This is a genomic window from Paraglaciecola sp., from assembly GCF_039943935.1.
GTDB lineage: Bacteria > Pseudomonadota > Gammaproteobacteria > Enterobacterales > Alteromonadaceae > Paraglaciecola.
The window spans coordinates 20,806-42,389 of record NZ_JBDUZQ010000004.1; the positions used below are offsets into that span (position 1 = coordinate 20,806).

Genomic DNA, 21,584 nt, shown 5'->3' on the forward strand with positions numbered 1-21,584 from the left:
AAGACATCAATGAATCATCCTAACTTAAAGCAAAAAATCACAACATTAGTTGTCGCTTTGTTTACTTTATCTGCATGTATCACTACTGACCAATCAAATTATGTGGAGCCTATGAAAGTGAGTGAAACTTTAACCAATGAAGCGATTTATGGCGATTGGAAATACAACGCTAAAAGACCTGGAGCAGTACGCTGGTTAGATGAAGGTGCAAGCTATAGTGCTTTAGAAACAGCTCCCGGATTTGAAGATATCAAGCTAGAAAAAGACAGGTACGGCGATGACATCAAAATATATGAAGAGATTGTAAAATACGATCCAGCCACATTAGAACGAACTGTGTTACTGCCATTAGTGCAATTAAAACCTCAAGGCTCAGACAAAGCCTTACCCATAGATGACTACCAATGGTCTGACGACAAATCAAAAATACTTATCTTCACCAATGCAGAGTATGTTTGGCGTCACAAAGATCGAGGTGATTACTGGGTCCGCGACTTTAATACTGATGAGCTGTGGCAATTAGGCGGTAAACAAACTGAACCCGCCCAAATGATGTTTGGTAAGTTTTCTCCAGATGGTTTGAAGTTTGCGTACGTGATGCATAACAATATCTATGTGCAGGACCTTAAAACTCGCAAGATAACGGCACTCACGTCTGACGGTTCAGATAATGTTATTAATGGCTTATTTGATTGGGCATATGAAGAAGAGTTTTCGATTCGAGACGGGTTTCGCTGGAGTCCAGATAGTAAGCGAATTGCATTTTGGCAGCTTGATACTCATGCTGCTAAAAACTTTTTGATCATTAACAACACCGACACGCTTTATCCTGAAGTTACGGCAATTCCATACCCTAAAGTAGGCGAAGAAAACGCTGCAGCAAAGATAGGTGTGGTCTCCGTTGTAAACGCTAAGACTCAGTGGGTCAAGCTACCTGGTATTGCCAAAGACATGTATCTACCAAGAATGGACTGGGCAAATAATAATGAGCAGCTTTTGATCCAACAAATGAATCGCAAGCAAGATACTAACACTTTGTTTTACGCAAATGCCGATACAGGTGAAGCGCAAAGATTCTTAGTAGAAGAAGAAGAGACTTTTATAGAGTTAATGGTTGAGCCTAAATGGTTGAAACAGTCAGACGATTTTATTTGGCAAAGTGAAAAAGAAGGTTGGAAGCATATTCATCGTGTATCTAGAGATGGAAAAAGCTACATCGATTTGACGCCAGGGGAGTTTGACGTTACCCAGTTTGTATCCATTGATGAAGAAAATGGTTGGTTATATTTTATTGCCTCTCCTGACAACGTATCTCAACGTTACTTACAGCGTACTCGCTTAGATGGCAGTGGCCAAATGGAGCAAGTGACTCCAAAAGAATTAAGCGGCACTAATAGCTATCAGATTTCAGCAGATTCTAGCTGGGCAATACACCAGCATTCATCTTTCTTATCGGCACCGGTTTACAGTTTAGTTTCGTTACCTGATCACAAGGTGCATCATGTAATGGAAGATAACGCAGCGCTCACAGCTAAGCTGACTAAATTAGACGTTGGCGATGTTGAATTTTTTAACGTAAAAGCTCAAGACGGCCTGCGTTTAGACGGTTATATGTTACGTCCGTCAAATTTTGATGAAACCAAAAAGTATCCACTCATTCACTATGTTTACGGAGAACCTGCAGGCCAAACTGTGCGTGACATTTGGCAGGGTAACAGGGGGATGTGGCACCTTATGATGGTTCAGCAAGGTTTTGTGGTGTCATCTATTGATAATAGAGGCACAGCTGCACCAAGAGGTCACAACTGGAGGCGTTCTATTTACGCGAGCGATGGTAACAAAGAAACGCAAGATCAAGCAGATGCAATTAACGGCATGTGTCTTCGTTGGAGCTTTATAGACTGTGACCGTGTAGGTGTATGGGGGCATTCAGGTGGCGGCTCATTAACCTTAAACTTACTATTTAGGCAGTCAGATATCTTTAAAGTAGGTGTGGCTCAAGCTCCCGTACCAGATAAACGATTATATGATTCTATTTACCAAGAGCGATATTCAGGGTTACTTGAAGACAATATAAACAATTATACAGAGGTTTCTGCTATTACTCATGCTGCTAAGCTCGAAGGTAAACTGTTGCTAGTGCACGGAACAGGTGATGACAATGTGCATTATCAAGGCAGTGAGTTACTAATCAATGAGCTAGTTAAACATAATAAGCAATTTGATCTGATGACTTACCCAAATAGACGTCATGGAATTGTTGAAGGTGAGGGAACGTCATTACATTTGAGTACGTTGAGAGCTCAATATTTTATAAATAACCTGTAATTTAGTTTTTATGACTGACTAAGCGGCTGCTCCTAACATTTTTGAGGCCGCCGACTTAATGTTTAAAAAGGGTTACTTTCTAGCTTGGTTTTTTAGTTCTAAATCAAACTCATAAGCAGACATGACTAGCCCTTCATCCTTTTCATCTGGAAACACCACAATAGCCACATCGTCGTCTTCTAAGCCTTGGCTCCAGCGACTATGCCACGTTTTTAGGTCTATAGCCTGCGGTTGACATGCTTCCCAATCTCCGGTGGCCCATGCTTTTGCGGTTGCTTCGCTTGGCCATACAGGTGCACAGTCTTCATCTTCAGTGTTTAACATAACGCAGCCGTCTTCATCTGTCAGTATCCACACTTGATTGGATGCGACACACTCTTTAACTAAGTAAGTCAGGCGTTGTTCTGGGGTAAAGTTAGTAAATTCGCTTGGGGGATTAGACATAGTCATTCCAAAATATCGTGTTCTAAAACATGCAGACTAGAGCAAAGTGATGCGCTAGTCTCTAGTTGTTTTTAATTCTTTACCATAAATGGAATATTTGCATTGCCAACGTTGTTATTTCCGTCGTATGCATAGTTAAATAACCTATACTCGCCTGCTTCTTGTGGTGCCTTAAATATCATTTCAACAGAGTCTGCGTATACGTCTGTCTTTACTATCTCTAAAACAAGTTCAGCTGGTTTGGCTTCAAAGTGACCACCTTGGCTACGGGCTTGTACTTCTTCCATTAACACCCATTCATGGGTTAGAGCATCACCATCTGGGTCTGACACCAGTACTTTCACGGTAGCGGTTTGTCCGGGTGTTAAGTACACATTATTAACAGCTGGCGTGTCATTAATAGTCATGGCTTTCGATAAAGGGGCGCGATTAGCAGGGTATTGCCCGGTCCACATTTTGGTAAGCTCATCAATACGGGCAGTATGCTCACCAGTTTCATTGAACATACCGTACCAAGTAGGAGTACGCTCTTGTTTTTGCCCCCAGAAAAATGCAAATGATCCAATTATTTTGCCCGTTTGGTCATCTAAAATAACCTCTTGCATACGCTTAGCCATACCTGCTGCTTTCACGGCACTTGGCTCTTCGATTTCACGGCCCCATGCTGTAGTGGGTAATTCCCAGTGCCCCATCGGACCAAACTCAGTCACCATGTAAGGTTTATCCACACCACCTTGTGCAATGCTCTTAGGTAATGTGATTAAGTCACCATAGGTTTGTACGGCAATAATATCGATATTGGGTGCGTACTTAACAACTTGTTTTATGTGCTTGGGGTTCGCACCAGCTAAACTAAAGGTTGCTGGGTGATTAGGGTCGTTTACGTGGATATAGTCAATGATGTCGCCCATAGCAGCGTAAACTTTTGGATTAACGTCTTTTAGCTTACCTTGGTCATCAAATAACAAATTGGGCTCATTGTTGATAACCCACATTAAAACATTGGGGTGGTGTTTATATTTCTCTATGGCAGCGGTCACTTCTTTAAATTGTTTGGCGACAGCTGCTTCGTCATTGTAATCAAATCCCAACAACTCTTTGCCAGTGCTGATACCAACAGCAATCATCAAGTCAAGCTGCGCTGCAATCGCTAACTCTTCATCAATGTGCTCCATTCCCCACGTTCTAAATGTGTTACCGCCAGCAGCTTTAAAAGCTTCTACTTTTTCTATGTTTTTAAATCCTAGGCCTACCCCTCTTACTTGATATGGAGTGTTATTTACAGATAGTAAGTATTTACCATCATTGTTAGTGATTGAAACCACAGAAGGGGTACTTGATTGCTTGGTATCTGCACACGCAACTAGTAACAGTAACGAGGACACTACTACTAATAATCTTGATAAACTAGATAATAGAAAAGTCGTAAATTGCATAAAAAGCCTTAACGTTAAAAATATGTTTTAAATTGTATGGCAGCTGTTAACGAATAAGTACTGAAAAGAGCCGTAATTCGGCCATGTGGATTATAAAGAGGATTAAACGGATGGGTAAAATACACTTTTGGAATGGCAACAAATCGGTTGCCAGACAAAACTATGAAGTGGCCCTGTTAAAGGCCTGCTTGTCTGTCACAGACAACAAGCATAAAGCGGTACAGGTTTGTATCGACAATACCGACTACCCCGATGCCGATGATGAAGGTCGTATTTTTGAGACTGGCGCAGATATCTTGGTTACCGTCGCAGGAAACAGTAAATTTGATGGCATCAACAAGCTAGTGATCCCCAGCCCACTCACAAAAGGTTTGTTGGGGTTTAGACTTTTGATAGTTAGAGACGCTTCATTATCGCAGTTTGCTAGTTTTACGACTCAAAAATCGCTACAACAACAGCGCATTGGTATCCCTAATACTTGGGCTGATGCAGCGCTGTTTAGGCACAACAATTATACAGTCGTTGAGCGGGGGGGATTGGAAGATCTGTTCATGCGTCTTAGAAATAAAGAATGCGATTACGTAGCCCTCGGCGTAAACGAAATCGAAAGCATATATCAACAATTTGCTGAGCCACTTGAAGGCTTAAGTATAGAACCCTCTTTAATGCTGTATTATCCTTTTCCGCTGGTGTTTTATGTCAACCCAGAACGGCCAGCGTTAGCCAAGCGCATACAACAGGGCTTAGATGTTTTACAGAAAACGGATGGGTTCTCGGCAATTTTTAATCAGTATCATGATAATCTGCTCGAAACATTCAATTTAAAAGATAGAACACTTTTTACGTTAACAAACCCACTGTTGCCGCAAAGCATGATTAACTTTCGTGCGAGCCTGCTTGATTAAGTATAGCTTGCACAATAGTTAGTGCTCACTTGTTTTGTATTTCAATATCTCCGGAGAATATAAGTGTCAAAAATTGAGTTTTCACCTCAACAAAAACAACAAATCATCGCTAAGTTACAGAGGTATATGTCAACCGAATTAGATGTAGAGCTTGGGCAATTTGATGCTGATTTTTTAATTGACTTTATTTCTAAAGAAATGGGAAGCCTTTACTATAATCAAGGACTATACGACGCTCAGGCAGTATTAGTAGAAAGAATGGACTCATTTACCGATGCTATTTATCAGTTAGAGAAATCGTAAATGTTACTCACAAACCTAGCCTTGATTGCGTTGTGGATAGTTAACCTAAACAAGGAAGGCACAAGCAAATGACCCCCAATTTAAACTACACCGAGTTATTACAAAGCCAATTTGGTTTTTCATCCTTTCGTACCGGTCAACAAGAAGTGGTACAAGGCCTATTAAATCAACGCTCTACCTTAGCTATTTTTCCTACAGGGTCGGGCAAGTCTTTGTGTTATCAGTTTGTGGCAACCCATTTACCCCACTTAACCTTAGTGGTGTCGCCGCTACTAGCGTTAATGAAAGATCAACTCGAATTTTTACACAGCAAAGGTATCGCAGCAGCCAGTATCGACTCAACCTTAACAGCTGAGCAAAACAAACAAGTAATGCACGATGTTCGCTCTGGTCAATGCAAAATATTAATGGTGTCGGTAGAGCGTTTCAAAAACGAACGCTTTAGGCAATTTATAGAGTCTATTCAAGTATCTATGTTAGTGATTGACGAAGCTCACTGTATTTCTGAATGGGGCCATAACTTTCGTCCTGACTACTTAAAATTACCCAGTTATCAACAAGAGTTAAACATACCTTTAGTGTTATTACTCACAGCAACCGCAACTAAAAAAGTCAAACACGATATGGCGAACAGGTTTGCCATTGCCCCTAATGACATTATTCAAACAGGGTTTTATCGGGCTAATCTTAATCTTAATGTGATACCCGTGGTTGAAGCCCATAAAAATCAAGCGCTATTACAACAAGTGTCACAGCAACAAGGCGCAGGAATTGTCTACGTAACATTGCAGCAAACGGCAGAGCAAGTGGCTGGCTTTTTAAAGCAAAATGGCTGTGTAGCAAAAGCCTACCACGCCGGTTTAGACAGCGATATTAGGCAATCTATTCAGCAAGATTTTATGCAAAACAAGTTGCAAATTGTGGTGGCTACCATTGCCTTTGGTATGGGAATAGACAAATCAGATATACGCTTTGTGGTGCATTACGATTTACCTAAATCTATTGAAAACTACAGCCAAGAAATAGGTCGCGGGGGCCGAGACGGGCAAGCTGCTAATTGTAGTGTATTAGCTAATTTAGATGGTTTAGTAACAATCGAAAACTTTGTGTACGGTGATACGCCAGATTTGTCAGCCATTCAACGGGTGATAGACGACATTGCCGCCCAAGGTAAAGGCGTCTCTGTTGCTGATAAATTTCAGTGGGAAACTCAAATAAACAGTTTGTCTACATTGAGCAATATTCGGCAATTACCCCTAAAAACCTTACTTGTACAATTAGAGTTAGCGAAGGTTGTTCGCCCGCTATATGCTTATTTTGCCGAGTTTAAATATAAATTCATCACAGACAAAGGCAGTATTTTAAGTCAATTTTCCAAAGAGCGGGGTGACTTTTTAAATGCCGTATTCACCCACACCGATATGAAAAAGGTCTGGGGTGTGGTGAATTTTGATAACATTTACCAAGCCTATGGCGCAGACCGTAGTAGGGTAGTCTCGGCTTTAGAATATTTGCATGAACATAATCACATCGAATTAGCCTCACGGTTAATTACCGATGTGTACGAAGTTAACCAAGGGGCACTATTGTCCACTGACTTAGCGCAAAACTTGGCCCAGTACTTTGCCGAAAACGAACTTAAAGAAGTTAAACGTATCGCCACATTAGTACGGTTTTTTGAATTAGATAAATGCTTAAATTACAATTTATCGGCTTATTTTGATGATAATCAAGTCCCCGAGCACTGCGGTCATTGCAGTGTATGTTTAGGGAGAGTCGCTAAGCTTGAGTATTCATCACCCATTACAACGCCAGATAAAACCCAAGTGGCCGAAGCTATGGCAGCCCTTAAAACTCATCTTGCGGGTAAAACAGATGTAGAGCTAACTGAGTCTATTTATTGTCGGTTTTTAACCGCCATGACCATGCCGCTGTTTACGCGATTAAAGGTTAGGCAAGTGGCAGGGTTTGGGAGTTGTGAGCATTGTCGCTATGGGGATGTTAAGCAGATTGTGGGTGAGGTGTTGGGCAATGCTTTTTAATGTGCTTTGTCCACAAGATAAGAATATGCATAATTTGTAGGTCGGGGTTTAGCCCGTCAGCTTATCTAGCGGTGAGCATTATCACTTAAATTAACGGCGCTTTTTTCTGTTGCACACTAAAGTACGTTCTAAATTTATCCAATAAATTAATGGTCAAACGACAAAAGGCGTAACCACAAATTCATCGGGAATGAATTCGAACATCCGCAGGGGGCAACTTCCACAAACAGCCATAATTAAAATGACAATTTTTTTTGTCTAGGCTAGGCTTTTTATTAATTGTAGGTTTCTTAACTGGTTGTCTAACAACATCAGTTTCCTCAACATCAACTCATATAGGTGAATCAGCTATGAAATTAGGTAATTTTTCTGTCAGTCTCACTGTTAAGGATATTGAAAAATCTAGGGTCTTTTATGAAAAGCTTGGGTTTACGGTGCGAGGGGGTGACCAGTCGCAAAATTGGTTAGTGCTTCAAAACGAACAGACAATCATAGGTTTGTTTCAGGGCATGCTCGAAGATAACATATTAACCTTTAACCCTGGCTGGGATAATAAAGGCAATAAGCTGGCTGACTTCACTGATATCCGTGAACTTCAAAGTACGCTAAAGGCAAGTGGTATTACTCCACTAACTGAGGCAGACAAATCAACTACAGGGCCAGCATATTTTATTATTGAAGATCCTGATGGTAACCAAATTATGGTTGATCAACATGTGTCTGCAGCCGATTAAACCTACTTGAATGAACTGAAAAGTAGCCTTTAAAGGCTACTTTTCTAAATCTGGGCTTGTTCCTGCAAATCCAACCATACGTGATATTAGCTCGTCTTCTGTTTCAATAAAGTATTGGCCGTGCTGAATCATGTCTTTGCCATCTGGGCCTTTGCCTCCAAATGCAACAGTGGCTCTTGTCATACCTGCTGTGGTGTCGCAGCCAACTACTTTGGCAGACCAGCCTGGAGCATTCGCGCTGAACATCCCAACATATTCATTTAAAGCGGTTTTTCCATCTACTGTTTGTGGTGTGCGTGGGTCATCGTATTTTATCTTGTCTGTAACCGATTGGTTTATTTTCTCGAGTCGTTGCTCTGTCTCAGCACATTGCCATGCATCGAAGAACGTTACTATAGGATCTGCCATGTTTTACTCCAAAGTTATTGAGTTTTGATTATATACCAAATTGAAGAGGGGGCTAACGTCGTTAGTGGTCTTAGGTTACAGAATGTTTCAAACGTGCTAGTTGTTTTACCGCCTGTTACTTTAATACGTATTTAGTAACATTTACTTTGTTAATTCAGTGCTTTCTTTTTCATAAATTAGTTAATATAGCGCGGTCAATTTTATAAGGATTTCTAATGCCCTCTGCACTCACTAAGTTACGACAACAACCCGCTTGGATTGCGCTGATTATTTTTGTTGCGCTATGTTTATGGGTGGGGTCGGGTATGTTGAATGCTGAAGACAAGAAGCCTGCAGCTAAAACCCATGCAGATGCTGCTTTGGTAAGAGTGACCGTAGAGCGCATGAAAGCTACAGAAGTGACTCGAGAAATCACTTTATATGGAAGAACCGAACCAGACCGAGTTGCCACGTTACGCTCAGAAGTAAAAGGCTTGGTTGAAGTTATTCATATACAAGAAGGCGAACGTGTTAGTAAAGGGCAAAAATTGGTTAGCCTTGAGAGTAGCGATGCCGCCAGTCGCTTAGCTGCGGTAAAGGCAACCTTACAACAAAGAGAAGTAGAGCTTAAAGGTGCGCAATCTTTAAAAGAAAAAGGCTATCAGTCTCAAGCCGCAGTAGCGCAAGCCACAGCTAACCTTGAGATGGCAAAAGCAGATGTACGAGCTTATGAGTTGGCATTGTCCAGAGCAGAAATTACCGCGCCTTTCGATGGCATATTGAATCAGCGTTTTGTTGAAGTGGGTGACCTGTTAAAAGATGGCGATAAAATTGCCGAGCTGGTGGACTTAGACCCATTAGTTATCAATGCGCAAGTAACCGAAGCAAATATTAACAGCTTGACTAAGGGCCAGCCTGCGTCTGGCAGAATGGTTTCTGGCGAGGTACTTCAAGGGCAAGTTCGTTATGTTTCAAGTGTTTCTGATGGCGATACCAACACCTTTAAAATTGAGGTGGCTGTGCCGAATCCAGATTTCACACAAGTGGCCGGTATGAGTACTGAACTCGCTTTACCTCTTCAAAAAACATGGGCAGTGAGGATTACTCCTGCGGTAATGGCATTAGACAACGATGGCAATTTAGGGGTGAAAACCGTAGTTGATGAGCATGTGAAGTTTGTGCCCATCGATATTGTAAAAAGTGACAGTGAAGGCGTGTGGTTGTCTGGTCTTGGTGAAGCTGCTGATGTGATTACCTTAGGTCATGGCTTCGTAGTTGATGGTGATAAAGTTGAAGTGGTTTATGCTGACAAAGCTTCTAAAGAGTCTCAAACACTATCGTCAAAGGCTACCCAATGAACAGTCTTATTACCGGAGCCTTAAGTCACAGCCGCACGGTGTTGATGATATTTGTGTTGCTATTGGTGTCTGGAGTGGTCACTTACATAAATATTCCTAAAGAAGCCGAGCCAGATGTGCCTATTCCTATCATTTATGTGTCTATTACTCATGATGGTATATCGCCAGAAGATTCTGAACGCATGCTGGTTAAGCCTATGGAGCGTGAGCTGCGTTCTCTTGATGGCCTAAAAAAAATGAGCGCCACCTCTGGAGAAGGGTTTGCAAGTATTACCCTTGAGTTTATAGCCGGCTTAGATTCTGTTGCCGCTTTAGCTGATGTGCGCGACAAAGTCACCGTAGCTAAAGCCAAGCTCCCCACTGAAACAGAAGAGCCTACTATTCACGAAGTGACTATAGCAGGGCAAAAAGCCGCGCTGACCGTTGTTTTGTCTGGGCCTGTGTCAGAGCGTGCGTTAGTGACAGTTGGACGAGAGTTAAAAAATCGCCTAGAAGGCCTAAGTGAAGTACTTGAAGTCGATATAGGCGGAGACCGAGAAGATATAGTCGAGATTGTAGTCGATCCTCTCTTAATGGAGTCTTATGGGCTAGACCAAGCCGATATTCTTAATTTATTGTCACGCAATAACAAGCTGGTTCCGGCAGGGACTATGGACAACGGCAAAGGTAGCTTTGCGGTAAAAGTACCTTCGGTATTCGAATCAGTAAAAGATGTCATGGAACAGCCTGTAAAAGTGCAAGGTGATAGTGTGATCACCTTTCAAGATGTGGCTCAGGTAAGACGTTCTTACAAAGACCCAAGTAGCTTTGCCCGATTAAACGGTGAATCTTCGGTGTCGTTAGAGGTGAAAAAACGCCCTGGCGAAAATATGATAGAGACCGTGGCTAACATCAAACATCTGGTGTCTGCGGCGCAAGCCTCTGCAATTTGGCCTGCGAGCATTATGGTCAGCTACACAGGCGACCAAAGTATTGAAGTAAACACCATGCTCAATGATTTACAAAATAATGTCTCAAGTGCCGTTATTTTAGTGGCTGTGGTGATAGTGGCAATACTAGGTTTGCGTACTGCATTTTTGGTAGGGGTTTCAATTCCTGGCGCTTTTTTGACAGGAATATTAATCATCTCTTTGTTTGGTTACACCTTAAATATGGTGGTGTTGTTCTCACTGATTATGGCTGTGGGTATGTTGGTTGATGGGGCGATAGTTGTCACTGAATATGCCGACCGCTGCATGAGCGAAGGTTTAGATAAAAGAGTGGCCTATAGCCGCGCTGCACAGCGTATGGCTTGGCCAATTATTGCATCAACTGCCACAACACTTGCTGCATTTGCCCCCCTGATGTTTTGGCCGGGTATGATGGGTGAGTTTATGAAGTATTTACCTTTTACCCTCATTGCGGTGTTGTCTGCCTCCTTGCTGATGGCGCTAATTTTTGTACCTGTGCTTGGTGGGGTATTTGGAAAGCCCCGTTATATTTCTGATTTTGATAAACAACAAATACATGAAGCTGAAAATGGCGACATTCGTAATTTACAGGGTTTTACAGGTAAATATATTCGTGTACTAGATACGGCTATTCGCCATCCATGGAAAATGCTATTGCTGGCAATAGTGGCGGCTATTTTTTCTTTTAGCGCTTATTACATGTCTGGTTTAGGTACACAGTTTTTCCCTAATGTTGATGTAAAAGGCATTAATATTACGGTGCGTAGTGCTGGCGATATGTCTATCTATGAGAAAGACCAAGTTGTCAAAAAGGTTGAAGACAGACTGCTTGATATGGAAGAGATAGAAACCTTGTATGTTCGCAGTGGCGGTAGCGATAGAGTAGGTTACCTACGCCTTAATTTAGTTGATTGGCATTTACGGGTGCATTCAGACGAAGTGCTCAAAAAAGTACAGCAAAGAGTGGCAGACTTAGCAGGCATGGACATTGAAATCTCACTTGATCAAAACGGCCCCCAGTCGGGTAAAGATTTGCAAATTCAGCTGTCATCAAGGTTTCCTGAACTGTTAGACAAAGCAGCCTTAAAAGTCAGAGCAGCATTAGATGCAAACGATAAGTTTACTGCGGTAAGCGATACTGCGCCAAAACCGGGAATAGAATGGCAGCTTAAGGTCAACAGAAGCGATGCAGCAAGGTTTGGAGCAGACGCCACCTTGGTGGGAAGCACAGTACAACTTGTGACGAACGGCTTAAAAATAGGAGAGTACCGCCCTGATGATGTCGACGATGAATTGGATATTTTGGTGCGTTACCCAGTGGATTCAAGATTTATCGGAAAATTAGATGAGTTAAGAATGAAAACCGCCAATGGCATGGTACCTATTTCTAACTTTGTAGAGCGTACCCCCCAACCTAAAACAGATTTAATCCGACATATAGATAGTCAAAGGGTACTTATGGTTGAAGCCAATATGGCACCCGACGAATTGCTGAGTATCGAGTTACCTAAATTACAAGAACAACTGCCTGATTTGAATTTAGACCCAAGGGTGACCTTGGTGGTGAAAGGGCAAAACGAAGAGCAAGACGAATCGACTGCCTTTTTATCTAATGCATTCTTAGTGGCTCTATTTGTGATGGCTATTATTTTAGTCACCCAATTTAATAGCTTCTATCAAGCTTTTTTGATTTTAAGTGCGGTGCTGTTTTCAACGGTAGGGGTGTTTTTAGGGTTACTCATATTTCAGCAACCGTTCGGTATAGTTATGTCAGGTATTGGGGTGATTTCGTTGGCGGGTATAGTGGTAAACAACAATATTGTGTTGATTGACACCTACAACATATTGCGCAAAGAGGGCTTGCCCTACATGGAGGCGATACTGCGCACTGGGGCACAAAGGTTACGCCCTGTATTAATGACAACTGTTACTACTATCTTAGGCTTGTTACCTATGGTGGCCCAAATCAATATCGACTTTATAGGTCGCAATGTAGATATAGGTGGCCCATCAACCGAATGGTGGTCGCAACTGGCGACTGCGGTTGCTGGTGGTTTGGCTTTTGCTACTGTCCTTACCTTAGTGTTAACTCCTTGTTTGCTCGCGTTAAAAGCCAGAAACGAAACTAAAAAGTATCAGGCAACCCCTCAACCTGAATCTGCCATTACAGAGTAATCCTATTACTTCAAGCTGAAACAATGCCCTGACGCAGGGCATTGTCAGCTGTAATAAAAGAGTCTCAAAAGTGAAATAAATTTATCAAAATGCCGTGCTAGTTTATGCAAAACCTGACAAATAACAGTGTCATATGCAGCAGACTAACCTTTATTTTTTTATCGTAGCTTTTATTGGCATCTACCTTGTTTATAAGGTAATTATTCGACTGCAATTGTCTAAAGCTAAACACCCTTCGTTACGTGGTCATAGTAAATGGTCTAGGCGCATTGCTGCCAACATTCCTTATTTTACCTATCAAGACTCAGTCTATTTTTGCTCAGATGGTGCACCAAAAGATATTGCAGATAAACGCCGTGCAGGTTTACAGCAGTTACAACAAAACATACGAGCCAAGTGCAGCAAAACCATTGCCCATTACGAACCCCTTGAAGAAAGTGTTTCTGACGTAAGATTTACTAGCCATTACCGTATTCCCTTTCCTTATCGAGGTCAGCTCACTAAAGAATTCACCCTAGGCTCAATCGCCTGCGAAACCAAAGGTTCACAAGTTAAAGACTTAGACGGTAATTGGCGTTACGACTTGTCTGGCTCTTATGGCGTGAATGTATTTGGATACGATTTTTACAAAGCGTGCATGGATGTTGGTTCAGAGAAAGCCAAAGCACTAGGGCCTGTACTTGGGGCTTATCACCCCTTAATAACCGAAAACGTTGAGCTAACTAAACAGGTATCAGGGTTAGATGAGGTCTCGTTTCACATGTCTGGCACCGAAGCCGTTATGCAAGCCGTAAGGCTAGCCCGTTATCACACAGGTAGAACCCATTTAGTGCGACTTTGTGGCGCTTATCACGGCTGGTGGGACGGAGTACAACCGGGTATTGGTAATAATCGTAAAACCCATGATGTCTACACATTATCTGATTTAAGTGAGCAAACTCTACATATACTGAATACCCGTAAAGACATAGCCTGCGTGCTAATTAACCCGTTGCAGGCATTTCACCCTAATGCTGACTCGGCTTCTGATGTGTCGCTTGTGGCTAGTGACCGGAAAACTCACTTTGATAAAAACGTGTATACACGCTGGTTAGAAAAAATCAGAGAAGTCTGCACAAAGCGTAACATAGTGCTGATTTTTGATGAGGTTTTTACTGGCTTTAGGTTAAGTCATAGAGGTGCCCAAGGCTTTTTTGGTATTCAAGCCGATATGGTGACTTATGGTAAAACCCTAGGGGGCGGGTTTCCGGTTGGGGCAGTGGCAGGCACCCACAGATTGATGAAACGATTTAAAGACAATAAACCGATAGACGTATCTTTTGCTAGAGGTACCTTTAACTCCCACCCATACGTAATAGCCGCTATGAACGAGTTTCTGACTCGAGTGCAACAGCCACAGTTACAAGAGATTTACGCCACAGCTGAGCAAGTGTGGAACAGCCGAACCGCACAATTTAACCAAGCATTGTTAAGTGCCAAATTGCCAATTCAGATCACCAATATGCACTCTATTTTATCTGTGATGTATACCCAACCGAGTCGTTACAACTGGATGCTGCAATTTTATCTAAGAGACGCTGGATTAGAGTTAAGCTGGACGGGCACAGGCCGCTTTATCATGAACTTAAGTTATACCGACCAAGAGTTTCAGCAAGTCATTAAGCGCTTTGTTGCGGGGGCTACACAAATGCAAGCTGATGGCTGGTGGTGGAGCTCAGTAGCCCTCACCAATAATGCCATTAAAAAACAATTCTTAAACGATATGTTGCGGGCTAAATTTCCAGCGATGGGGCGGTTTTTAGCCTCACCTTTAATTGATCAAAACCTCAATACCAGTGAGGCGAGTGGTGCATTCAATGAAATGAGTTCTGCCCCTTCAATCAGTAGTAACAGCGACAAGGTGGGTTAAGTATGTTGAACGTAACAAATCAAATACAGCAAAATGACTTTCGTGCATCATTAAAAAACGAATATAACGAGTTTTTAGATAAACAGAGTCGTCGCTTTAACCCCGAAGACTGCTTAAAAATTGATTTTCACTGTCACGACCACAACAGCGATATCCCTGATGAGTTATGGGGCCGCATTTTACGTTTACCAGAGACCTGGCTCAAAACCAAAAAGTTAGTCAATCTGTTAAAGAAAAATGGCAGCGATGTAGTCACCATAACCAATCACAACAACGCCCGTTCATGTTGGGATTTAAAAGCCAAAGGGCTTGATGTGTTGGTGGGTGCTGAGTTCACCTGTTTTTTCCCTGAGTATGATTTGTTTATTCATGTTTTGACTTACGGTTTTAGCCAAGAACAAGAGGTGGTTCTCAATAAAAAACGTCAAGATATTTATGACTTTTTACGCTACGTGGCGGCTAATGATATTCCGGTGATCATGCCGCACCCTTTATATTTTTATACCCGTAACGAAAAGATCGATTTAGATTTATTTGAAAAGCTCGCGGTAATGTTTTCACGCTTTGAAGTGCTAAACGGACAACGTGACCTATGGCAAAGTGTGTTAACCCTAAATTGGGTTGAAAGCCTGACTCCAGCAAAAATTATCGCTTATGCTAAAAAGCATAATCTTAACCCAGCTGATTTTGCCGTAGACCCATACCAGCCCAAAGTGTTGACGGGGGGCTCTGATGATCACACCGGTATTTTTGCTGGGCAATGCGGCTCTATGCTGTACGTTGAAAACCTGCAACAACGCCTAGAAACTCAACCTGCTTCAGAATTAATTTTGGAAGCCCTTAAAAAAGGCGATGTAGCACCATTTGGGCAAGTGGGTGAAAACCAAAAGTTAAACATAGCCCTGCTTGATTACTTCTCTCAGGTGGCTACCAAAATCAAAGACCCTGGTTTGTTTCGTATCATGTTACACAGAGGCTCAACCTGGGACAAAATCGGTTGTTTTGCCGTGAGTAACTTATTACTTGAGATGCAAAAACATAAGAAAACCATGAAGTTTTTCTCTTTTGTACACGAGGCATTGCAGGGTAAAAAGCCAAGCAAGTTGCTCAAGTGGCAAGTCTCTAAAGATTATCAATTTTGTATTAAGCAATTAGAAAAAATTGCTGACAGTAAAAAGCTAGGGCCAGAGGCTTTTACAGAAACCGTTAGCCACGCCATTGCCGACTTATATACTAACCTAAATAAGCTGATAGCGAGCCGCGTTGCAAAAGAATTACAAGGTAATAAAGGCCTACAAATAGACAGTTTCTCGATGGAAGAGATGACCCAAAAATTTGAGATACCTAGTCAGCTCACCGCATTGTTTTTTGGCGATGGTAAACGCCAAGACAACATGAGTAATGTGCGAGTTGAGAAAATGCTCGATAGCTTGTCATTTCCTATTTTGATCAGCTTGATTTTAGCGGGGGCAACTTTGGCCTCTACTCGGGTGTTGTACCAAAACCGCACTTTGTTAAACCGCTTTGCAGGGCAAATTGGTAAAAATAAACATGCCAATCGAGCCTTGTACCTTACCGATACTTTGCTAGATAAAAACGGTGTGTCTAATTCACTATCAGGCAAATTAAAAGAAATACAAAGAGCAGATTTACCTGTAGATTTTTTGATTTGCCACAGCAGTGCCCAAGCTGCAAGCCATTTGCATGTAGTTAAACCTGTCGCTGAATTTGAACTGCAAAAATACGGCGAGCAGACGATCCGCATTCCTGACTTAATGGAAATTGCCAAGATTTTCTACGAAGGTGGTTACGACCGTATTGTGTGCTCAACCGAAGGGCCAATGGCCTTGGTGTCTATGTTTATACAGCAGATGTTTAATGTGCCAAGTTACTTCTTTATGCATACCGACTGGATTGATTTTATTAAACATACCACAGACCTAAATCAATATGGTCGTGACCGTATTCGCCGCTTAATGCGGGCCTTATACAATAGATACGACGGTGTATTTGTATTAAATAGTGAGCACAAAGAATGGTTAATTGGTCACGAAATGCAGTTACCAGAAGACAAGGTATTACTAACCGCTCACCATACACAACCAAGAGATTTAGGAGCCTTGAGGATCAGCAAATCTAGCATTATCCCAAATGCAACTGACGATACTCCGGTGCTGTTTATTGCGTGTCGCATCAGCAAAGAAAAAGGTATTTTCGACTTACCCGAAATTGTCGCAAAAGCACAGCAAACCATCCCAGATTTAAAAATAGTGATTGCAGGTTCAGGCCCAGCCTTAGAAGAGTTGCAAGCTGCTATGCCAGAAGCTATTTATCTGGGCTGGCAAAGTAAGAAAGAATTAGCTTCTTTGTATTTGAGCTTAGACTTGTTCGTATTTCCTTCTCGGTTCGACACCTTTGGAAACGTTATTCTTGAGTCTTTTGTGCATGGCATGCCAACCCTTGCCTACAACTGTAAAGGGCCAAAAGATATTATCGAGCACCATAAAAGTGGTTTCTTAGTCGACTCAACAGCCGAAATGGCCGAGAGCATCGAGACTTTTTTTGCAGATAAATCTCTGCAACACAGCATGGCCCAGCAAGCGGTACTTCGAGCCGCCCAATACCAAGCTGAGCCTATCATGCAGCAGTTTTTAAGTGACATGGGGCTAGCGTTACCGCTTATGTACAATAATCAAAGAACGGTTGCTTAAGCATGAGTTCAAGCATAAACAGTGGGGTTCAAAAAAGTGCGGTTCAAACCCTAACCAAAAAAGAGCAAATCAATTTTTTGCTGACTAATCGTATTCCGCGTCGGTGGTTAACCTTTTTTATTGGTTGGTTTAGTCAAATTCAAAGCCCGCTATTGACTAGAGTCTCTATTTGGGTGTGGTCATTATTTGCCGAAGATTTACGCTTACAAGATGCTAAAAAACAACACTTTAGCAGCTTAGGTGAGTGCTTTACCCGTGAGTTAAAAGATGGGCTGCGACCCATTACCGAAGGCCCAGATATTGTTACTAGCCCCTGTGATGCCATAGTGGGCGCCCATGGTGAAATTAGAGGCTCTAGGGTGTTTCAAGCAAAAGGGTTTCCCTATGATATTAGTGAGCTTATCCCCGATGTGTACCTACAAGAAAAATACCAAAACGGTAAGTTTGTCACTTTGAGGTTAAAGTCGAGCATGTATCACAGGTTTCATGCGCCAATAGCTTGCGATGTGAAGAACGTCTCGTACATATCTGGCGATACTTGGAACGTCAACCCAGTGGCCCTAAAGCGGGTAGAAAAGCTATTTTGCAAAAACGAAAGGGCAGTGATAGAGCTACATACCGACAACACCCTAGGCAGTATTACCTTAGTGCCAGTGGCAGCCATTCTGGTTGCCAGTATGAAATTCAAATTTTTGTCAGACACCCTAAGTCTTAAATACAAAGGGCCAAATGTGTTGCCATGTGATGCGTCATTTTCTAAGGGCGATGAGATGGGATATTTTCAACATGGCTCAACCATTATTTTATTCGCAACTGCTAACTATGAATTCTGCAAAGAGATCAAAGAAGGCAGGTATATCAAAATGGGCCAACCTCTAATGGGCGGCCACACCAACCACTTTTAATAATAAATCAAAGGTAATTACATGACTTTCTTACAAGAATTACAACAACAGCGCTGGGATGACCACCGCTATTATCACCACAACAGAATCAACCAATTCTTACATTTGTTAAGTGCCATGTGTTTTTTGGCAAGCTATGTATTGGTGTTTTTCTATCCTGCTATTGCCGCATTAGTGGGGTGGTTACTAGCCATGACGTTACGCCAAACAGGGCACTTTTTCTTTGAGCCACTTGATTACGATAGGGTCAATCAAGCCACTCACGAATACAAAGAAAGCGTAAAAGTGGGTTACAACTTACAGCGTAAGGTGGTGTTGCTATCGATTTGGGCGCTAGTGCCAATTGTGCTATTTTTTAACCCCACCTTTTTTGGCATATTCACACCGGCCGCTAACTTTTTTAGCTTTGTAGATAACATGGCCATTATCTGGTTAGTCGTAGGTTTGGGCGCTATCGCATTTAGAACCATACATTTATTTAAATTAATGGGCGTGCAGTCTGGTTTGGTATGGGCGAGCAAAATCATCACCGACCCCTTTCACGACATTAAGATTTATCACAAATCGCCATACTTCATCTTAAAAGGTGAAATGTACGACAACATGGAAGACTGGTACGAAGAAGCCTCTTTTGAGAACAAAGTCTTGTAATCGAACATTTAAACCTAGCTTTATAGCTAGGTTTTATGAATAAGAGATAAGAAAAACAAGATAAAATAAAAGCACAAGCAGTTAGTTGAGCCAGTGTTCTTGATAGGGCGCTGGCTTTTTTGTTTTTACGTTACGTATCGAATAGTGCATGCGCTGTGCGCACTAAGATTATTCTCTTTGTTTACTTATGTGCTTCGCACAGGGCATCGCTGCGCGACGGGGTATGTACTTCGTACACTGATATTATTCACTTCGTTCATAAAGCATTCGCTTCGCTCACCTGCATCCATGCAGGTTTTAACTCACATCCGTGAGAGCTAGTGACTCTTTCTACAACAGCCAAGAAAGAGTAACCAGAAAGAGGCCGCGCTCCGATCAAATTCCTAATCCATAAAATGATTGGCTTTGATGTTGAGACGGCAATAAGCCGCTCCGAGCTATAAAAGATTGCCTTGTCCGAGCGTCCATGCTCGAACACTCAACAAGCCAGTCATTTTATGGGAAATTTGTAGTCGCGGAAAATCAAGAGCATCGTTTGCACCGATTGAGAATTTTAGGTTGCTAGGCAGTTAGTTATTATGGATGTCCATGTAAGCTCTGTAAGTTCTAGTCGCGAGTAAATAAAAAGCATGTGCTTCGCACACAAAGAAAAGGTTATTAAGTAACTGTAGGTTGGGCTTTAGGCCATCAACTTTTCTAGCGGTGATTATCAACAGCTAAATAAAAAGCATCGGCTGCGGCATTTTTGAATACTATTTATGCTAATGGTTTAAGCTGTATTTATTGCAACTCCCCATAACAGCAAGATCTAGGAAAAATTCCGTATTTAAACACGGAATTTTTCCGGATATTAATATTGTTATTCGGCATTAAACATTGCTTGACAAGGTACGGCACTGCCGTATTATTAGGCCATGGTCTTTATAGAAACAAGCTTCTTCACAAAACTGCTACCAGATTATTTATCAGATGATGAATATCGTGGATTGCAATCTTACCTTCTTCAAAAACCAGACGCCGGCGATATTGTAAAAGGCTCTGGTGGTGTCAGAAAGGTAAGGTGGGCTTCTTCGGGAAAAGGCAAAAGTGGTGGTGTGCGCGCTATTTATTATTGGAAGAAGGCTGAACATGAGATATGGATGCTCACTATGTACAGTAAATCGGAGCGAGCTACTATCGCAGGTCATGTGTTGAAACAAATAGCTGAGGCAATCGAGAATGAGTAATAGAGATATAGGTGCCGAAATTCTTGCAGGTATAAATGAGATTAAGGAATATAAAAAGGGAAAGGTTTCTCTACGAAATAACGAATTAAGTGAGCCATCAGCGCCACAAGTTATTCGCTCTAAATTGAAAATGTCTCAGGTTATGTTTGCAGGTTTACTCGGTGTAAGCACAAGAACCTTACAGGATTGGGAACAGGGACGAAGAAATCCTCAAGGGCCAGCAGTTGCATTACTAAGGATAGCCGAGCAACATCCTGAAGTTTTTAACGAGCTGATATAAGCGTAGTGGCGAATAACAAATCAATGAAGACGGACGTTCGCAAAGAGCGCGATCGTCGCTTGTTGAGGTGTTAACACTTGGTATGAAAATGGAATTCGAACTAGTAAAACTATCAAACTAGCGGAATGAGTCATTGTTTGAGGATATAGAAGAATTCAAATTTCGAGCCTCAGACTTGTGTAACTTTGCGAGAAATACGAAATGGGGCGTATTCGAATATTCAGTCGACCGTTCAGACCCAGATCGACCTATTATTTCAGGTACGTTACCTGATGAATCATTGTTAACGACTTTCTATTCAAAGTATAGACATGTCTATTTGACAAAAGAAACTGCGTACTTCTTCAAAATTGCAAAATCGTTGTCAATAGCTAGTAATTCAGATTTATTTACTTTGTATCATCGCTATCATCTTAAAAAAGCATTTTATAAAGAATTTCTGCTGAAATTTGCATTTATCCAAAGTCGTACATCTTTTCCACCTGAGCAAGTTATCGACATTTGGTTCAACGCTTATTTTTTTCATGGTCAAGTAAAAGAGAGAGAAAAACTAAGATCACTTGAACATTTGGTCTCAGAGCAAGGAGCCAAAGTTGCCCTATGGCAAACTATTTGGCAATCTCATTTGGTTGTTGGGGAATTGATGCAAAATCTTGAAAATACGACAAAGGACAACCCATATATGAAAGTACCTAAGTTATGCAGAATCTAGGTGCATTTAGTACTAACAAACCAACCATGATAAAGGTGATGCCGCTCAACGACTCAAGCAGGTTACCTAGATGAATAAAACAAGCATAAAAATTGCATTATTTATTGTATCAGAAACGATTTAGCATT

17 protein-coding genes are annotated in these 21,584 nt (G+C 41.7%); 14 read left to right on the forward strand and 3 right to left on the reverse strand.

From position 1 onward, the window contains the following. The first annotated feature begins 9 nt into the window (after positions 1-9). Positions 10-2,328, forward strand: a complete 2,319-nt coding sequence (locus tag ABJD71_RS02055) for a S9 family peptidase (protein ID WP_348163783.1) — start codon at positions 10-12, stop codon at positions 2,326-2,328. A gap of 72 nt (positions 2,329-2,400) precedes the next feature. Here the strand turns inward: ABJD71_RS02055 and ABJD71_RS02060 are convergent, their stop codons facing one another. After that, complete coding sequence (locus tag ABJD71_RS02060; RefSeq protein WP_348163786.1) at positions 2,401-2,772, reverse strand: DUF2750 domain-containing protein; 372 nt, start codon at positions 2,770-2,772, stop codon at positions 2,401-2,403. Positions 2,773-2,843: 71 nt separating this feature from the next. Further along, positions 2,844-4,208 (reverse strand): hypothetical protein, encoded by a 1,365-nt coding sequence (locus ABJD71_RS02065; RefSeq protein WP_348163789.1) that lies wholly within the window; start codon positions 4,206-4,208, stop codon positions 2,844-2,846. 110 nt (positions 4,209-4,318) lie between these two features. On the opposite strand from ABJD71_RS02065, the gene ABJD71_RS02070 reads away from it, so the two are divergent. The 4 genes from ABJD71_RS02070 (at position 4,319) to ABJD71_RS02085 (ending at position 8,192) form a co-directional block, all read left to right on the forward strand. Beyond that, complete coding sequence (locus ABJD71_RS02070; RefSeq protein ID WP_348163792.1) at positions 4,319-5,113, forward strand: hypothetical protein; 795 nt, start codon at positions 4,319-4,321, stop codon at positions 5,111-5,113. A gap of 63 nt (positions 5,114-5,176) precedes the next feature. Next, positions 5,177-5,416: a DUF2164 domain-containing protein gene (locus ABJD71_RS02075; protein WP_348143662.1), complete on the forward strand. Its 240-nt coding sequence runs from the start codon at positions 5,177-5,179 to the stop codon at positions 5,414-5,416. A 68-nt stretch (positions 5,417-5,484) separates the two neighbouring features. Next, positions 5,485-7,458, forward strand: coding sequence for a RecQ family ATP-dependent DNA helicase (locus ABJD71_RS02080; RefSeq protein ID WP_348163795.1), 1,974 nt, complete (start codon positions 5,485-5,487; stop codon positions 7,456-7,458). A 350-nt stretch (positions 7,459-7,808) separates the two neighbouring features. Beyond that, a complete protein-coding gene (locus tag ABJD71_RS02085) occupies positions 7,809-8,192 on the forward strand; it encodes a VOC family protein (RefSeq protein ID WP_348163798.1) in 384 nt (127 codons plus the stop codon). Positions 8,193-8,228: 36 nt separating this feature from the next. Here ABJD71_RS02085 and ABJD71_RS02090 read toward each other — a convergent pair whose 3' ends face one another. After that, positions 8,229-8,600 carry a nuclear transport factor 2 family protein gene (locus ABJD71_RS02090; RefSeq protein ID WP_348163800.1) on the reverse strand — a complete coding sequence of 124 codons (372 nt, stop codon included), beginning with the start codon at positions 8,598-8,600 and terminating at the stop codon, positions 8,229-8,231. A 215-nt stretch (positions 8,601-8,815) separates the two neighbouring features. Between ABJD71_RS02090 and ABJD71_RS02095 the strand changes: the two genes are divergently transcribed. The 9 genes from ABJD71_RS02095 to ABJD71_RS02135 all read left to right on the forward strand — a co-directional run bounded on the left by ABJD71_RS02095 (position 8,816) and on the right by ABJD71_RS02135 (position 21,456). Beyond that, on the forward strand, positions 8,816-9,937 hold the full coding sequence (locus ABJD71_RS02095; protein ID WP_348163802.1) for an efflux RND transporter periplasmic adaptor subunit: 1,122 nt from the start codon (positions 8,816-8,818) through the stop codon (positions 9,935-9,937). Continuing rightward, positions 9,934-13,062: an efflux RND transporter permease subunit gene (locus tag ABJD71_RS02100; protein WP_348163805.1), complete on the forward strand. Its 3,129-nt coding sequence runs from the start codon at positions 9,934-9,936 to the stop codon at positions 13,060-13,062. Before ABJD71_RS02095 ends, ABJD71_RS02100 begins: the two co-directional genes overlap by 4 nt. Positions 13,063-13,195: 133 nt before the next feature. Further along, positions 13,196-14,971, forward strand: a complete 1,776-nt coding sequence (locus ABJD71_RS02105; RefSeq protein ID WP_348163808.1) for an aminotransferase class III-fold pyridoxal phosphate-dependent enzyme — start codon at positions 13,196-13,198, stop codon at positions 14,969-14,971. A 2-nt stretch (positions 14,972-14,973) separates the two neighbouring features. Continuing rightward, the gene (locus ABJD71_RS02110; RefSeq protein WP_348163811.1) at positions 14,974-17,682 is read left to right on the forward strand and encodes a glycosyltransferase; all 2,709 of its coding nucleotides are present in this window, start codon (positions 14,974-14,976) and stop codon (positions 17,680-17,682) included. A 2-nt stretch (positions 17,683-17,684) separates the two neighbouring features. Then, positions 17,685-18,587: an archaetidylserine decarboxylase gene (gene asd, locus ABJD71_RS02115; RefSeq protein WP_348163814.1), complete on the forward strand. Its 903-nt coding sequence runs from the start codon at positions 17,685-17,687 to the stop codon at positions 18,585-18,587. A gap of 21 nt (positions 18,588-18,608) precedes the next feature. Then, positions 18,609-19,238 (forward strand): hypothetical protein, encoded by a 630-nt coding sequence (locus ABJD71_RS02120; RefSeq protein ID WP_348163817.1) that lies wholly within the window; start codon positions 18,609-18,611, stop codon positions 19,236-19,238. Between the two features lie 914 nt (positions 19,239-20,152). After that, the gene (locus ABJD71_RS02125; protein WP_348163820.1) at positions 20,153-20,464 is read left to right on the forward strand and encodes a type II toxin-antitoxin system RelE/ParE family toxin; all 312 of its coding nucleotides are present in this window, start codon (positions 20,153-20,155) and stop codon (positions 20,462-20,464) included. Beyond that, positions 20,457-20,744: a type II toxin-antitoxin system MqsA family antitoxin gene (locus ABJD71_RS02130; protein WP_348163823.1), complete on the forward strand. Its 288-nt coding sequence runs from the start codon at positions 20,457-20,459 to the stop codon at positions 20,742-20,744. The genes ABJD71_RS02125 and ABJD71_RS02130 overlap by 8 nt, the downstream gene beginning before the upstream one ends. Positions 20,745-20,919: 175 nt before the next feature. After that, complete coding sequence (locus ABJD71_RS02135; RefSeq protein WP_348163826.1) at positions 20,920-21,456, forward strand: hypothetical protein; 537 nt, start codon at positions 20,920-20,922, stop codon at positions 21,454-21,456. Positions 21,457-21,584: the final 128 nt, after the last annotated feature.